Annotated in this window: 12 protein-coding genes; 8 read left to right on the top strand and 4 right to left on the bottom strand. The window is 68.9% G+C overall.

Annotation, left to right across the window (positions count from 1 at the left end):
- Positions 1-1,229 precede the first annotated feature (1,229 nt).
- Positions 1,230-2,303, top strand: coding sequence for a hypothetical protein (locus ABD810_RS18385; RefSeq protein ID WP_344941187.1), 1,074 nt, complete (start codon positions 1,230-1,232; stop codon positions 2,301-2,303).
- 111 nt (positions 2,304-2,414) lie between these two features.
- On the opposite strand, the gene ABD810_RS18380 is transcribed toward ABD810_RS18385, so the two are convergent.
- Both ABD810_RS18380 and ABD810_RS18375 read right to left on the bottom strand, forming a co-directional pair.
- On the bottom strand, positions 2,415-3,254 hold the full coding sequence (locus ABD810_RS18380) for an SPFH domain-containing protein (RefSeq protein WP_344941184.1): 840 nt from the start codon (positions 3,252-3,254) through the stop codon (positions 2,415-2,417).
- A gap of 361 nt (positions 3,255-3,615) precedes the next feature.
- A complete protein-coding gene (locus ABD810_RS18375) occupies positions 3,616-4,359 on the bottom strand; it encodes an IclR family transcriptional regulator (RefSeq protein ID WP_344941179.1) in 744 nt (247 codons plus the stop codon).
- A 108-nt stretch (positions 4,360-4,467) separates the two neighbouring features.
- Between ABD810_RS18375 and ABD810_RS18370 the strand changes: the two genes are divergently transcribed.
- The 6 genes from ABD810_RS18370 (at position 4,468) to ABD810_RS18345 (ending at position 11,303) form a co-directional block, all read left to right on the top strand.
- Complete coding sequence (locus tag ABD810_RS18370) at positions 4,468-5,616, top strand: CaiB/BaiF CoA transferase family protein (RefSeq protein WP_344941176.1); 1,149 nt, start codon at positions 4,468-4,470, stop codon at positions 5,614-5,616.
- A gap of 85 nt (positions 5,617-5,701) precedes the next feature.
- A complete protein-coding gene (locus ABD810_RS18365) occupies positions 5,702-7,033 on the top strand; it encodes an MFS transporter (RefSeq protein ID WP_344941171.1) in 1,332 nt (443 codons plus the stop codon).
- Positions 7,034-7,088: 55 nt separating this feature from the next.
- Complete coding sequence (locus ABD810_RS18360) at positions 7,089-8,498, top strand: aldehyde dehydrogenase family protein (RefSeq protein ID WP_344941166.1); 1,410 nt, start codon at positions 7,089-7,091, stop codon at positions 8,496-8,498.
- 9 nt (positions 8,499-8,507) lie between these two features.
- A complete protein-coding gene (locus tag ABD810_RS18355) occupies positions 8,508-9,608 on the top strand; it encodes a zinc-binding dehydrogenase (RefSeq protein WP_344941161.1) in 1,101 nt (366 codons plus the stop codon).
- A gap of 43 nt (positions 9,609-9,651) precedes the next feature.
- Positions 9,652-10,536 carry an alpha/beta fold hydrolase gene (locus tag ABD810_RS18350; protein ID WP_344941156.1) on the top strand — a complete coding sequence of 295 codons (885 nt, stop codon included), beginning with the start codon at positions 9,652-9,654 and terminating at the stop codon, positions 10,534-10,536.
- Positions 10,533-11,303 (top strand): enoyl-CoA hydratase/isomerase family protein, encoded by a 771-nt coding sequence (locus ABD810_RS18345; protein ID WP_344941153.1) that lies wholly within the window; start codon positions 10,533-10,535, stop codon positions 11,301-11,303. The genes ABD810_RS18350 and ABD810_RS18345 overlap by 4 nt, the downstream gene beginning before the upstream one ends.
- A 70-nt stretch (positions 11,304-11,373) precedes the next feature.
- Here ABD810_RS18345 and ABD810_RS18340 read toward each other — a convergent pair whose 3' ends face one another.
- Positions 11,374-11,925 (bottom strand): amidohydrolase family protein, encoded by a 552-nt coding sequence (locus tag ABD810_RS18340; protein WP_344941148.1) that lies wholly within the window; start codon positions 11,923-11,925, stop codon positions 11,374-11,376.
- Between the two features lie 133 nt (positions 11,926-12,058).
- On the opposite strand from ABD810_RS18340, the gene ABD810_RS18335 reads away from it, so the two are divergent.
- Positions 12,059-13,009, top strand: a complete 951-nt coding sequence (locus ABD810_RS18335) for an AsnC family transcriptional regulator (RefSeq protein WP_344941145.1) — start codon at positions 12,059-12,061, stop codon at positions 13,007-13,009.
- Here ABD810_RS18335 and ABD810_RS18330 read toward each other — a convergent pair.
- On the bottom strand, positions 12,984-14,399 hold the full coding sequence (locus ABD810_RS18330) for an NAD-dependent succinate-semialdehyde dehydrogenase (RefSeq protein WP_344941142.1): 1,416 nt from the start codon (positions 14,397-14,399) through the stop codon (positions 12,984-12,986). The genes ABD810_RS18335 and ABD810_RS18330 overlap by 26 nt on opposite strands.
- Positions 14,400-14,615 lie beyond the last annotated feature (216 nt).

Raw genomic sequence — 14,615 nt, 5'->3', positions numbered from 1 at the left:
AACAGGATCGGCCTCATCTCACCCCTTGCGCTATCCGCCGACAGCAGCATATAGCTTGTGAATAGGATTCAGAAGCATTTTATCAAGCGTGCTTGACGTGGGTGCCCCCTCGCGAGCGTGGCCCACTGGTCGTCTACCAGCCCTCTAGGCGCCACTACGCCGGATAAGAGCACGTCACCGATCACCGCCGAGTTCCGCGTAAGACGGTCGTTCGCGCTCCCCGCGGCCTCGAGCCTATTCCCCCTTCCCTGCGCTGCCGGATATGTCTCCCGGCCTTGCCCGGCTTCCGGCGGAGGCCGGAACGGCATGACACACCTTTGTGTGTCGAGTTCACATTGGCTTAATCAAGCCATAAGCACACGTGACCTGAGGTTCCGGCCCAACCTGGCCGGAACCTCGAACAACCTGGCTTACAAACTCGGCTCACTGGGACGCGCCGAGGAGGCCTCCGCGGCCAGCCAGAAGTCCGTCACTCTCTACCAGCAGATCGATCAGCCGCACGAACTGGCGAACGCACTCAACGGCCTGGCCCGTCCGTCTGCGCGTGTTCGGTAAGAAAGGGCGTGCTCGCGACGCCGCCGAACGTGCGGTAGCAGTCCACGATCGGCTCGTCGCGGACGAGCCGAAGCACCTGCGCGATTTGGCGGTAATGCTGCAGAACCTCTCCTGGTACCACTCCGCTCTGGGTGACCTGGACCTCGCCTGGGCGACAGCCGACCGCACCGCCGGCATCCGGCACCGGCTGCACGCCAAGGATCCTGAGGCCATCGAGCCGACCTGCTGCTCTCCCTGCGCGCGGCCGCAGGGTACGCGACGGCGACCGGATGATTTGACGAGGCGGCACACGCCGCCGCGCTCAGGGTCAAGGTGTTCGAAGCCCACGAGGAGCCCGGCGTGGAGCTGCCGAGGCGCTCGCCGACCTGTCCGGCTCCCTGATCGGGACGAAGCGCACCAAGGAGGCGGCGGAACGCGCCGAGGCCCTGGCCGCAACCATCCGCGAGGTTCCCGGGCTGCATGCCTTCTGCCTGGACCGGCTCGCCTGGTGCCGCGCCCAGCTCAGCCACCCCGCAGACGCCGTACGGCTGGCGCGGCGGGGCATCGCGCTCCTGGAACCGTTCGCGGACGATGACCTCAACCCCCACCTTCCCGAGCTGGGCCTTCTGCTTCATGCGGGCTTGCCACGTCGGGCTCGATATGTTGGCGGCAGCTGGAGGGATCGGGAGGACGTAGTGGATCTGATGGAGCTGGCCGGCGATCTGAAGGGCGAGCTGGTGGAGTTCGCGATGTCGCCCCGGTTCGGCCAGGCTCTCGAGAAGGCGATCTCGGCGGCCTTTCCCGGCGGGGTGGTCGACGACGAGGCGCTGCTGTCCGCCACGATCGAGTCGTTCATCTACAACCAACGCCTGGAGTTCGGGCAAACGGTGCTGGAGATCTTCGCCGAGCGGTTCACCGGCGAGGCCCGGGCACTGCTGCTGTCCTGGTCGGACTACGTGCAGGGAGTCTTCGAGAGCAAGGAACCCTACGGAGACGACGGCGTCATCGCCGTCAACCGCATCGACGAGCTGACTTACCGGGTCCGCTCCAACATGGGCGCCGAAGGGATCAAGCACCTCGTCCCGGGTGCGGTGATGATCGGAAATGTCGTCCCGGTGGGCGACGACTGGATGATCAGCGGTGCCTCGATGGGCTTCCCTCCGGAAGACGCCAAGGACGCGCTGGCGGGCGTGCGGCAACTTCAGATGAGCCATCCCAAGATGGTCTTCCGTAACCCGGCGAAGCTGGCCCGGGCCCGCGAAATTCAGGCGCAGCAGCGCGAGTCGTTCATCGGCCTCTATGGAAGCGATCTGATCGTCCTGCCGGGGAACGAGGTGGACGAGAAGATGATCGCGTTCTACCGGCACGACTACGAGCGCGCGGGCAGCAAGGCCGGGCCATGGACCGAGCCCGACCTGCCGCCTCTCGGCTTCGACTCTCAGGAGATGGTGGGGATCATCTTCGATGAGGAGGACGGCCTGGGCTTCTACCGAGGGTTCGACGTGGCGCAGGAGGTCTTCGCCAACCCCGAGCTGATCATCCGCCGGCGGTACCGCGACGTGGTGACCGGCTACCTGCGGGGCGAGGACGTCACGCCTGTGCCGCTGAGACGACTCGCCGCCCAGGACCCCGACAAGACCGACCGGCTCTTCCGCAAGCTGCTCAAGAAGCCGGGTTTCTCCTGGGAGCGAGACGGCGAGGCCCTGCTGCGCAAACACAAGCCCGGCTGGTTCGCATCTCCGCCACTCCCCAAGGTCATCCCGGTCTGACTCGTGCTCCCACGACTGCGCATGGCCGAGCGCAGTCAAACAGGGCCCAGGCCGCGCGCTGCGTGCCGCTGAGCGAGCTGATCCCAACCCTGCTGCCCATAGGCATCAGGTTCACGAGATCAACGGGCTCTTGTCCCTGGCAGGCGCCATGTCGGACGGCGTGGCCGCGGCACCATCCGACCGGCCGTCCTCCTCGACGGGTGTCGCTCTTTCCAGGAACCTGAGCAGCTCTACAGGGAAGGGCAGCACGAGCGTCGAGTTCTTCTCGGCGGCGACTTCGACCACGGTCTGGAGCAGGCGCAGTTGCAGCGCGGCCGGGTGCCGTGCCATGGTTTCGGCGGCCTGGCTCAGCTTGGCGGAGGCCTGCAGTTCTCCGTCGGCGGTGATGACGCGGGCCCGCCGCTCGCGCTCGGCCTCGGCCTGGCGGGCGATCGACCGCTTCATCGACTCGGGCAGCGCCACGTCCTTGATCTCCACGCGGTCGATGTGCACCCCCCAGCCGAGCGCCGGACTGTCGATCATCAGTTCCAGGCCCTGGTTGAGTTGCTCCCGGTTGGACAGCAGGTCGTCGAGCTCGCTCTTGCCGATGATCGACCGCAGCGAGGTCTGCGCGACCTGGCCGATGGCGGACACGTAGTCCTGCACGTCGACGGCCACCCGCATCGGGTCGATGACATTGAAATACACGACGGCGTCCACGCGGACCGTCACGTTGTCGCGGGTGATGCCGTCCTGGCCGGGTACCGGCATCGTGATGATCTGAAGGTTGACCTTCTGCAGACGGTCGGCGATCGGCACCAGCAGCGCCAGCCCGGGTCCGCGGATCGCCGATCGCACGCGCCCGAACCGGTAGACGACGCCCCGTTCGAACTGCCGGACGATGCGCACGCTCGTCGCCAGCCACGCCGTGCCGAGGATCAAGGCCACGAAGATCACATTAAAGATGGTCATCTCGCACCCCCTGGGTGCCCGTCGGCGCAGGTGAAGCACGAGGCCGACTACCTACTCATTAATATCCTAATCCGCCGTCACGGCCCCACCCACGGCCGCTTGTCACCACCCGCGGCACCCCGCTGAGGAGGCTTCGGGGGTCGGTCCATACGGTCTGCCAGGCGGTGCGGTGCAGGTCGCACGCGTACGCCGAGCGTGGCAGGTCGGTCGGGTGGTGACCGGAGGGCCGGCGACATCACGTCGGCGACGACCGCGCGGAAGCCGATCATGACGTCGCCGGCGAAGGCGGTCCGGGAGACGCCGACACCCGAACCAGGGGCGCGTCCTTTCGCTGGATCGCTCTCACCAGCCGAGCGGACGCTCAGCCCGCGCCGAAGGACCTGCTGATCTGCCTGGTGCTCTGCATGACGAGTTCGCCCAGCTCGGCGCCGCCGTCCTCCGGGAGCCGGTGGAGCGGGAGGAAGACGCTGAGTGAGGCGACCGGGACCTGGCCAGCGGACATGATGGGGGCGGCGACCGAGAAGATGTCGTCGCGGAGTTCCCGCTTGGCCAGGGCGTAGCCCCGGGCGCGGACGGTCGCGAGCTCCGCTTCGAGGGTGTCCCGATTGGTGATCGTCGCCTCGGTGTACCCGGGGAGCGGGCTGCCCAGCGCTTCGGCCAGCTCCAGCGGGCCCAGGTAGGCCAAGATCGCCTTACCGTTCGCGGTCGCGTGGCATGCCGACCGTGTGCCGGCGGGCCAATGGATGCGTACGGGCCGGGTCGCCTCCATGCGTTCGATGATGACGATCTCGCGTCCTTCCCGGATCGCCAGGTGCACGGACTCGCCGGTCCGGTCCCGTAGTTCCGCCATGACGGGCAGAGCGGCCTCGCGCACGCCGGTGTCGGCGTCGACACGCATCGCAAGGCCCAGGGGCTTGGTGGTCAGCACCCACCGCGTCGTCTCGGCGCCGGCCGGCCGGATCCAGCCGGCCGACGCGAGCGCCTGCAACGCACGCTGGACGGTGCTCTTGGGCAGGTCCATCTCCCGGGCGAGCTCGCTGACCCCGACGGGCTGGCGAGTTGCCACCACATCCAGCACGCGCAACGTCGTGACCACGGATTGCATATTGACAGGCTCCAAACCGGACTTTAGGGTCACAGGCACTTAATGGAACAACTTCCCCGTTTGTGCCACATCGTGGCACAACAGAGGATCTTACGGCAAGAGTGTCAATTGAGTGATCTCCCACTGGCGGGCGTCCGCATCGCGGACTTCTCGCAGGCCCTGTCCGGACCGTTCTGTACGTTGCTGCTGGCCGACCTCGGCGCGGATGTGGTGAAGGTCGAACGCCCGGGCACCGGCGACGATTCCCGCAGTTGGGGACCGCCGTTCGTCGGGGACACCGCCGCGTACTTCCTGACCATCAACCGGAACAAGCGCAGCATCGTGCTGGACCTGAAGTCGGAGGCCGGGCGTGAGGCGGCGTCAAGGCTCGTCGCGAGCGCCGACGTCCTCGTCGAGAACTGGCGGCCGGGCACGGCCCGGCGGCTAGGACTCGGCCACGAGGAGCTCACGGCACGCCACCCGCGGCTGGTCTACTGTTCGATCTCGGGTTTCGGCGCGGACCGCAGTGACCCCGGGTACGACCAGGTCGTCCAGGGCACGTCCGGCTGGATGAGCCTGACCGGCCGTCCCGACGCCGACCCGGTGAAGACCGGGGTGCCCATCGGTGACGTCGCCGCGGGCATGTCGGCGGCTCAGGCCGTGATGGCCGCGCTGCTCCGCCGGGAGCGCACCGGTCGGGGCGGCTATCTGGACATCGCCATGCAGGATTCCCTGGTGTCCATGCTCGTCTACCACGCGGGCAACTACTTCGCGACGGGCCGGTCGCCGGTCAGGACCGGTAACCACCACGGTACGGTGGCGCCGTACGGGACCTTCGAGGTGGCGAACGGCCTGGTCAACATCTCAGTCGGCAACGACCGGCAGTGGGAGCGGCTGTGCACCGCGCTCGGCCGGCCGCAACTCGCCACCGACTCCCGCTTCTCCGACAACCAGTCCAGGGTGGTCAACCGGGACGCGCTGCACAAGGAACTCGGGGCCACCCTCTCGTCCATGACGAGGCAGGCCGTGCTCGCATGCACGGCCGAGGCAGGTGTGCCGGCCGGCCCGATCCGGGACCTGGCCGAAGTTTTCACCGATCCAGCGGTCCAGGACCGCATGGTGCTGGAGGCCGATCACCCTCGGCTCGGCACCGTCCGTGCTCCAGGGGCTCCGTGGCGTATCGACGGGGAGACCGCCGGAGTGCTTCGCCCTCCGCCCGACCTCGGCGAACACACCGCTGAAGTCTTGCGGGAACTCGGGCTCTTCCCGGGATCCTGACAGCGACGGTCCCGAAAACCCCACAACTTTGCCACAACGCTCCGGCGACGAATGAGCCGGAGCGAGCCCCCTGAGAGGGACCATCATGACGCTCGAGGATGTCACGGCCGGCAAAGCCGCCGTGAGCAAAGGTGGCTACGTCCGCAGGGTCGTGGCCGCGAGCCTCGTCGGTACGACGATCGAATGGTACGACTTCTTCGTATACGGCACAGCGGCCACGCTGATCTTCAACAAGCTGTTCTTCCCCCAGAGCGACCCACTCGTCGGAACGATGCTGGCTCTGACCACGTACGCGATCGGCTTCGTCGCCCGTCCCGCCGGCGGACTGATCTTCGGCCACTTCGGCGACCGGTTGGGCCGCAAGCGGCTGCTCATGCTGAGCCTGGTCCTCATGGGCGGCTCCACCGTGCTCATCGGGGCACTGCCCACCTACAACAGCATCGGCCTCGCGGCCCCGATCCTGCTGGTACTCCTGCGGATCATCCAAGGTGTGGCCATCGGCGGCGAATGGGGCGGGGCCGTGCTCCTGGTAGCCGAGCACAGCAAGCCGCGCCACCGGGGCTTCTGGGCGAGCTGGCCGCAGATTGGCGCGCCGCTCGGCAACATGCTCGCCACCGGAGTGCTGGCAGTGATGGTCGCCCTGCTCTCCGACGAGGCGTTCATCGCGTGGGGCTGGCGGGTGCCCTTCCTTCTCTCCTCGGTGCTGCTCGTTATCGGCTACTACATCCGGATGTCGATCACGGAATCGGCGGTGTTCCAGGAGGAACGGCGCAAGCTCGAAGAGTCGCGGACCAAGCCCGCGCAGGCCCCGGTGGCCGAGCTCTTCACCCGCTACCGGCGGCAGCTGCTGATCGCGATCGGCAGCTACTTCGTGATCAACGTCCTGTACTACATCATGACGGCGTTCACCCTGGTCTACCTGGACCACGTCGGGATCGGGAAGGGCAAGGCGCTGTCGGCACTGCTCATCGCGAGCGCCCTGGAGTCCGCGGCCGTCCCGCTGTTCGGCCACCTTTCCGACCGGTACGGGCGCAAGCCGGTCTATCTCCTCGGAGCGGTCGGAACGCTGCTGTTCGCCTTCGCGCTGTTCCCGCTGCTCGGGAGCGGCAGCTTCGTCCTGATCACGTTCGCGCTCATCATCGGGCTCCTGCTGCACGGGCTGATGTACGGACCCCAGGCGGCGTTCTTCGCCGAGCTGTTCCCCACCCGGATTCGTTACTCCGGCTCCTCGCTGGGCGTCCAGATCACCACGATCTTCGCGGGGTCGCTTGCGCCGATCATCGGCACGTGGCTGCTGACGACGTTCAACTCGTGGGTTCCGATCGCCGGCTACATCGCGCTGTGCGCGGCCGTCACCTCGGTGACGCTGCTGTTCGCCCCGGAGACCCGCAACCGAGACCTGACGAAGATCCAGTAGCGGAATGCGGAGCTCCCACCCGGGAGCTCCGCAGGACCAACAAAGGACCATGCTCATGACACACCGAGACACCATCTACATCGGCGGCGAGTGGGTCGCGCCCACCGGCCACGCCCGCCGCGACGTCGAGGACCCGGCCACCGGCGCCGTCGTCGGATCGGTACCGGAGGCCGGGGCCGGCGACGTGGACCGCGCGGTCGCGGCGGCCCGGGCGGCGTTCCCGGGCTGGGCCGCGACCCCGGTGGCCGAGCGCGCCCAGGCGCTGCGGCGGCTGCACGAGGAGCTGACGCGGCGTACCGACGCGCTGGTCGCGGCGGTCCGGGCGGAGATGGGGGCGCCGGAGAAGCTCGCGCAGCGGGTGCAGGTCGGCCTCCCGCTCCAGGTGCTGGCGCAGACCGCGGACGTCGCCGAGAGCTTCGGCTTCGAGGAGCACATCGGCAACAGCCTGGTCGTACGGGAGCCGGTCGGGGTGGTCGCGGCCATCACTCCGTGGAACTACCCGCTGCACCAGGCCATGGCCAAGGTCGCACCGGCTCTCGCCGCCGGATGCACCGTCGTGCTGAAGCCGGCCGAACTGACCCCGTTGTCGGCCTACGTGCTGGCCAACGCCGTCGCCGACGCGGGTCTGCCCGCGGGCGTCTTCAACCTCGTCCCCGGCGAAGGCCGTGTGGTGGGCGAGGCACTGGCCGCGCACCCGGGCGTGGACATGGTGTCCTTCACCGGGTCCACCGCGGTGGGCCGTCACATCGGGGCCGTCGCCGCGGCCACGGTCAAGCGGGTGGCTCTGGAACTGGGTGGCAAGTCGGCCAGCGTGGTGCTCGACGACGTCGACGGTGACCTTCTGTCCACCGCGGTCAAGGTGACGCTGGCCAACTGCTTCCTCAACACCGGGCAGACCTGCACTGCCTGGACGCGGCTGGTGGTCCCGCGCGGCCGGATGGCAGACGTGGAGGCGCTGGTGGCGGAGTTCATCGGCCGACACCGGCCCGGTGACACGCTCGGCCCGCTGGTCAGCGCCGCCCAGCGGGACCGGGTGCTCGGCTACATCGACACCGGCCTCGCCGAGGGCGCCCGTCTGGTGGCCGGCGGCCCCGGCGTGGAGGGCCTCCCGGAGCAGGGATACCACGTGGCGCCGACCGTGTTCGGCGACGTCACCACCGAGATGCGCATCGCCCGTGAGGAGATCTTCGGTCCGGTGCTCAGCATCCTCGGGTACGACGACGACGCCGACGCGCTGCGCATCGAGGCCTCCACCGACTACGGCCTGGCCGGAGCCGTGTGGAGCGCCTCGAACGACCGAGCGGTGGCGTTCGCCCGGGGCATGCGCACCGGGCAGGTCGACATCAACGGCGGCAGGTTCAATTCCCTGGCCCCGTTCGGCGGCTACAAGCAGTCCGGCAATGGACGCGAGTTCGGCGTTCATGGCCTCGTCGAGTTCCTCGACGTCAAGTCCCTGCAAATGTGAGGTGGCGTAATGTCCGATACCCGAACCATCCGTGCCGCCGTGCTGCGTGAGGCCGGCGCGCCTCTCACCGTCGAGCAGATCCGGTTGCGTCCCCTCGGCCCGCGGGACGTGCGCATCGGCATCGAGGCGGCCAGCGTCTGCCACTCCGACCTGTCGCTGGCCCGCGGGGTGCTTCACCAGCCACTGCCGGCGGTCCTCGGGCACGAGGCCGCGGGCACCATCGTGGAGGTCGGTTCCGAGGTCACCGACCGCAAGGAGGGCGACCGGGTCGTCCTGCTGTGGAACCCGCCATGCGGCGAGTGCTGGCACTGCGGACGGGGCGAGCCGCACCTTTGCGAGCATGCCGCCGACCGCAGCGCGCAACCGCACGGCTCGGACGCCGACGGGACCGACCTGTTCCCAGGGCTGGCCACCGGGGCGTTCGCCCAGGAAACCGTGCTGCCCGCCGCGGCCACCCGGCTCGTGCCCGATGAGCTGTCGTTCAGCCAAGCCGCCCTGCTCGGCTGCGCCGTCACCACCGGCGTCGGCGCTGTGTGGACGACGGCCGGGGTGCAGCCGGGCGAGTCGGTCGTCGTCATCGGACTGGGAGGCGTCGGCCTGTCCGCCGTCCAGGGCGCACGGCTCGCCGGCGCCGGTTCGATCATCGCCATCGACCGGGAGGCGACCAAGTTCGACCTCGCCCGATCCCTGGGCGCGACCGACACACTCGAAGCCGGTCCAGACGCGCGCAAGCAGGTGCGCGCCCTGACCGGCGGCCGGGGTGCCGACCACGCTCTGGACTGCGTCGGGCTGGCGGCGACCATCCGCGACGCCTACGGCATGACACGCCGCGGCGGGCGGGTCACGATCGTGGGCATCGGAGGCAAGGACCAGAAGGTGGAGTTCTCCGCACTGGAGCTGTTCCACTTCGCCCGCACGATCACCGGCTGCGTGGCCGGCTCGCTGGACCCCGACCGCGATCTGCCCCGTCTTTACAAGCACGCCGTCGACGGCACCCTCGACCTGACCGCACTCATCAACCGGGAGACCGACCTTCACGGCATTGACGCGGCCTTCGACGACATGGCGGCCGGTCGGGTCGCCCGCGTGCTGGTCCGCCCCAACGCCTGAAGCGTGCTCGTCCACCGCAACGCCTGACCGGAAAGAGAGTGGAATGGTCATGGTCCGGACGCCCGACGGCGTCAACCTGTACGCCGAGGAACACGGCAGCGGCACGCCCGTCCTGTTCATCCACGAGTTCGCCGGCGACCACCGCAGCTGGGCGCCGCAGGTCGGCGCCCTCGCCACGCGGTACCGCTGCATCACCTACAGTGCCCGCGGCTACCCTCCCTCCGACGTGCCCGAGGACCCGGCCGACTACAGCCAGCGGCACGCGGTCGCCGACGCGATCGCCGTACTGGACGCGCTGGAGGTCGACCGTGCCCACGTGGTCGGGCTCTCGATGGGAGGGTTCTGCACGCTGCACCTGGGGCTGGAACATCCCGAACGGGTGCGTTCCATGGTGGTGGCGGCCTGCGGGTGGGGCTCGGCACCGGACCGGCGGAGCGAGTTCCGTGCCGAGTGCGAGCACCTCGCGGACTCACTGCGCGCCGAGGGCATGGCCAAGGTGGCCGAGCGTTACGCCCTCGGCCCGACACGGGTCCAGCTGGCCGGCAAGGACCCACTCGGCTGGCGAAGGTTCGCCGGGCAACTGGCGGAGCACTCGGCGGTCGGCTCGGCGAACACGCAGCTGAGCGTGCAAAGGGAACGTCCTCCGCTTTACGAACTCGCCGACAGGCTGGCGGGGGTCGACCTCCCCGCCCTTGTCATCGCGGGCGACGAGGACGAAGGCTGCCTGGAGCCGGGACTCATGCTGAAGCGCACCCTGCCACGATCGGGCCTGCTGGTGCTCCCGAAGACAGGGCACACCGTGAACCTGGAGGAGCCGGACGCGTTCAACAGGGCGATCCTCGAGTTCCTCGCCGCCGTCGAGGCCGGCCGTTGGGGCAGGCGTGACCCGCGGGCGCGTGGGCTGAGCTCCACGGGGCTCGAGCGATGACCCCCCATCTGCGGCTAGACGGCTCCGGGCCGGTCGCCACCCTCACGATCGACCGGCCCGCCAAACGCAACGCCCTGAGCCTGGAGATGTGGGCCGCGCTGCCCTCCATCATGCAGGCGGTCGAGGACGACGACGCGGTCCGCGTGCTCGTCGTGCGGGGAAACGAACACTTTTCCGCGGGCGCCGACATCGGCGAGTTCCGCACGCACCGGCGAGGAGCCGCGGCGGCTCGCCGTTACAGCGAGATCGTGCACGCCGCCGAGCGGGCGATCGCCACTCTCCGCAAACCGACGATCGCCGCCGTATCGGGCTACTGCCTGGGGGGTGGCTGCGAGATGGCGCTCGCCTGCGACCTGCGCATCGCCTCTGAAGACGCACGGTTCGGGATCACCCCCGCCAAACTCGGCATCGTCTACAGCCTTGCGTCGACCAAGCAGCTCGTCGACGCCGTCGGGCCGGCGTGGGCGCGCCAAATCCTCTACACAGGCGATCACCTCGACGCGGCCACCGCGTTGCGGATCGGCCTGGTGAACGAGGTTCATCCGGCGAACGATCTGCCCGCCCGGGTGCGCGAGCTCGCGGGGACCATCGCGAGCCGGGCGCCGGTGTCGGTGCGTGGCAGCGAGGAGATCATCGCACGCATCCTGCACGGTCAGCACGCCGATGACGACCCCGTCCGTGCGTTGTACGACGCTTCGTACACCAGCGCCGAATACGCCGAAGGCGTCGATGCCTTCCTGGAAAAGCGCCCGCCCCGTTTCCTCTGACCGCCCGGCTTCTCGCGGGCGAAGCGGTCGGACACGCCCATGAGCACCATGAGTCGAAAGGGAACGGGCCTCAGGCGGCGGTGAGACGTCTTCCTGCCCGCGCGCCTGTGTATTCGCCCTCTTCCACGGCGATCCGCCCATTGACCACGACCATGCGAATTCCGTCAGCTGGGCGCTGCGGCTGCTCGTATGTCGCTCTGTCAGTGATCGTCTCGGCGTCGAAGAGCACCAGATCGGCTGCGAGGCCCTGACGGATCAGGCCACGATCGTTGATCCCGAACGCCTCGGCCGGCAGTCCCGTCATCTTCCGAACGGCTTCCGGAAGGGACAGCAGGCCGGTGTCACGGACGTACTTTGCGAGGATTCTCGGGAAGGTGCCGAACATCCGTGGATGGGGCTTGCCGTCGTTTCCCGGTGGCAGCCCGTCAGACCCGATCATTGAGAAGGGATGACTGATCGCTGTGGCGACGTCGGCCTCATCCATGGCGAAGACCGTCATAGACGCCTGGAGTCGTTCTTGTAGCAGAACAGCGACCAATGCCTGGAATGGAGAGGTTCCTCTCTCGGTGGCGATCTGATCGAGATTCATGCCGTCGTACTGGTGGCTTGAGGAGGAGGCCACGACGATACGATCCCAGCCGACTCCAGCGACCCAGTTCTCCCACGTTCCGTCGTGAGACCTCAGGTCCTCCTCGGCTCGCGCTTCTGCTGCGAGGATGATGAAATGCCGTTGATGTGCTGTCTGAGGATGGATTATGACGGGATCTGAGCATGTCACAGAGGCGCAGATGTTCGACGAGGTCGACCTCGCACTCACGGATGCCCTTCAGCTGAATCCCCGGGTGAGCTGGACGACGCTCGCCCGTGCCCTCGAACTGTCCCCGATCACTCTCGCGCGCAGGTGGCAGGCTCTCGTCGATGCACGGTCCGCGTGGACGTCGGTCACGCTGGGCGGCTCCAGCTTCCGGGGAGCGATCGTCGAGGTGGCTTGCGCTCCTGGGACGGTGGCCAAGGTGGCATCCACGTTCGCCGAGCTGCCGAATGTCATCACCGTGAACGTGACCATCGGCGAGTACGACATTGTCGCGCTGGTCGTCGCACCTACGCTCGGAGCCATCTCGTCCGTGCTCCTCAGCGGGCTTCCGATCACACCGGAGGTCACGCGGGTGCGGAGCCATGTCTTCTCCCGTGTCTTCGGCGGACCGCAATGGAGGATCGGGGTGCTCAACCGGACCCAGTCCGACCAGGTCCGGAGTGAACTCGGACCGCCCCCCAAGGAGTTCCGGCCGTTCTCCGCAGCCGACCGGGAGCTCTTTCTGGCCCTGGGGACAGACGGCCGCCTCAGCTACACGGATCTGGCGGAGGAGCTGCGCACTTCCCCTCAGGTTGTCAAGCGTCGTCTGGACCGGCTGCAGAGGCGCGGAGAGATCGCTTTCAGGTGTGACGTCGCCCGGCCGCTGGCCAGCTGGCACTCGGCGCGGCCGTCGCGGCCGGTGCGCGGCTGCACTGGCGGGCCGACTTCGACTGGACGGGGCTACGCGTCTACGACGCCTTGGCAGCCGGGGAACGCAGCGCCGCAGACCTCAAGCAGGAACTGGACCTCTCCACCGCCGACATCCGCAAGGAGCAGGGCTCAGTTCCCGCCTACGACTGTTGTGGGCGGCGGACGCCGCGGCGGGGTCAGGTTTGGAGGGCGAGGTATTTGAGTTCCAGGTATTCGGTGATGCCCTCTTCGCCGCCTTCGCGGCCGAGGCCGGAGTGCTTTACCCCGCCGAACGGGGCCGCGGGGTTGGAGACGAGGCCCCGGTTTAGGCCGACCATGCCGGTCTGCAGGGCCTCGCCCACGCGCATGGCCCTGTTCACGTCCCGGGTGTAGGCGAAGGCGACGAGCCCGGCCGTGGTCGCGTTGGCCGCCGTGAGCATGCTCGCCTCGTCCGGGTACGTCGCTATCGCCGCCACAGGGCCGAAGATCTCCTCGCTGGTCAGCGACGCGTCCTCGGGGACTCCTGTGACTACGGTCGGAGCGTAGAAGAAGCCGGGACGGTCAAGCGCGGAACCGCCCACCTCGATGGTCGCGCCCTTGTCGGCCGCGTCCGAGACCAGGCTCGCCACCTTCGTACGGGCGGCCTCGTCGATCAGTGGGCCTACCTGTGACTCCGGGTCCAGCCCTGGGCCGACCCGTAGCGCGGCGAACCTCGCCCGCAGCCCGGCGGTGAACCGCTCCGCCACCGCCTCGTGGACGATGAACCGGTTCGCGGCCACGCAGGATTGCCCCATGTTGCGCATCTTCGCGAGCATCGCCCCCTCGATCGCGGCGTCCACGTCGGCGTCGTCGAAGACGAGGAAGGGGGCGTTGCCGCCCAACTCCATGGAGACCCGCAGCACGTGGCGCGCGCTCTGCTCCAGCAGCCGTACGCCAACCCCCGTGGAGCCGGTGAACGACAGCTTGCGCAGCCGCCCGTCGCCCAGCAGCGCGTCGGTCAGGCGTGCCGGGTCGGCGGTCGGCAGCACGTTGACGACGCCGTCCGGCACGCCCGCCTCGGCGAGCAGCGCGGCGAGCGCGAGCCCGCACAGCGGGGTGGCCTCGGCCGGCTTCAGGATGACCGTGCAGCCCGCGGCCAGGGCCGGTCCGATCTTGCGGGTGAGCATCGCCAGCGGGAAGTTCCACGGCGTGATCAGGTAGCACGGTCCGACCGGTTGCCGGGTGGTGACGATGCGGAAGTCGCCGCCCGGCGCCACCCGGTAGTCGCCGCCGATCCGGACGGCCTCCTCGGCGAACCAGCGCAGGAACTCGGCCGCGTACGCCACCTCGGCGCGTGACTCGGCCAGCGGCCTGCCCATCTCGAGCGTCGCGAGCCGGGCGAGTTCGTCGGTGCGCTGGACCATCAGCTCGTACGCCCGGTGCAGGATCTCCGAGCGGACCCGGGGCGCCGTCGCCGCCCACGACTCCTGCACGGCTTCGGCGGCGTCGAGGGCGCGGATCGCGTCCGCCGGGCCCGCGTCGGCGACCAGGGCGAGTCGCTCGCCGGTCGCCGGATCGACGACACCGAACGTCGCGGCCCGCCCGGACGCCCCCTCAGAGCGAGGTTCATGCACCGCATCGGACCCGGACGCCCCCTCGGAGCAAGCGCCGGACACCGCCTCAGAGCCAGGTCCGGACACCCCCACGGACCGAGGACCGGACGCCCCCTCGGCTTCCAACCCCTGGCCGGACGCCTCAGACGAGGGCCCGGATGCCGCCTCGGACCAGGAGCCGCCGATGAACACGCCGCGCGGTACGTCCGCCGGGACTGTGTGGGACATGTGCGCTCC

The sequence above is a fragment of the Sphaerisporangium flaviroseum genome (genome assembly GCF_039537005.1).
GTDB classification, from domain to species: Bacteria; Actinomycetota; Actinomycetes; order Streptosporangiales; family Streptosporangiaceae; genus Sphaerisporangium; species Sphaerisporangium flaviroseum.
Note: the sequence above shows the minus strand (reverse complement) of the source record. Positions and strands in the feature narration are given on the sequence as shown.

Excerpts from the sequence above, each read along its gene's own strand:
- ABD810_RS18380 (WP_344941184.1), bottom strand. The coding sequence starts at position 3,254 with ATGACCATCTTTAATGTGATCTTCGTGGCCTTGATCCTCGGCACGGCG.
- ABD810_RS18375 (WP_344941179.1), bottom strand. The coding sequence starts at position 4,359 with ATGCAATCCGTGGTCACGACGTTGCGCGTGCTGGATGTGGTGGCAACT.
- ABD810_RS18365 (WP_344941171.1), top strand. The coding sequence starts at position 5,702 with ATGACGCTCGAGGATGTCACGGCCGGCAAAGCCGCCGTGAGCAAAGGT.
- ABD810_RS18360 (WP_344941166.1), top strand. The coding sequence starts at position 7,089 with ATGACACACCGAGACACCATCTACATCGGCGGCGAGTGGGTCGCGCCC.
- ABD810_RS18355 (WP_344941161.1), top strand. The coding sequence starts at position 8,508 with ATGTCCGATACCCGAACCATCCGTGCCGCCGTGCTGCGTGAGGCCGGC.
- ABD810_RS18350 (WP_344941156.1), top strand. The coding sequence starts at position 9,652 with ATGGTCATGGTCCGGACGCCCGACGGCGTCAACCTGTACGCCGAGGAA.
- ABD810_RS18345 (WP_344941153.1), top strand. The coding sequence starts at position 10,533 with ATGACCCCCCATCTGCGGCTAGACGGCTCCGGGCCGGTCGCCACCCTC.
- ABD810_RS18335 (WP_344941145.1), top strand. The coding sequence starts at position 12,059 with ATGACGGGATCTGAGCATGTCACAGAGGCGCAGATGTTCGACGAGGTC.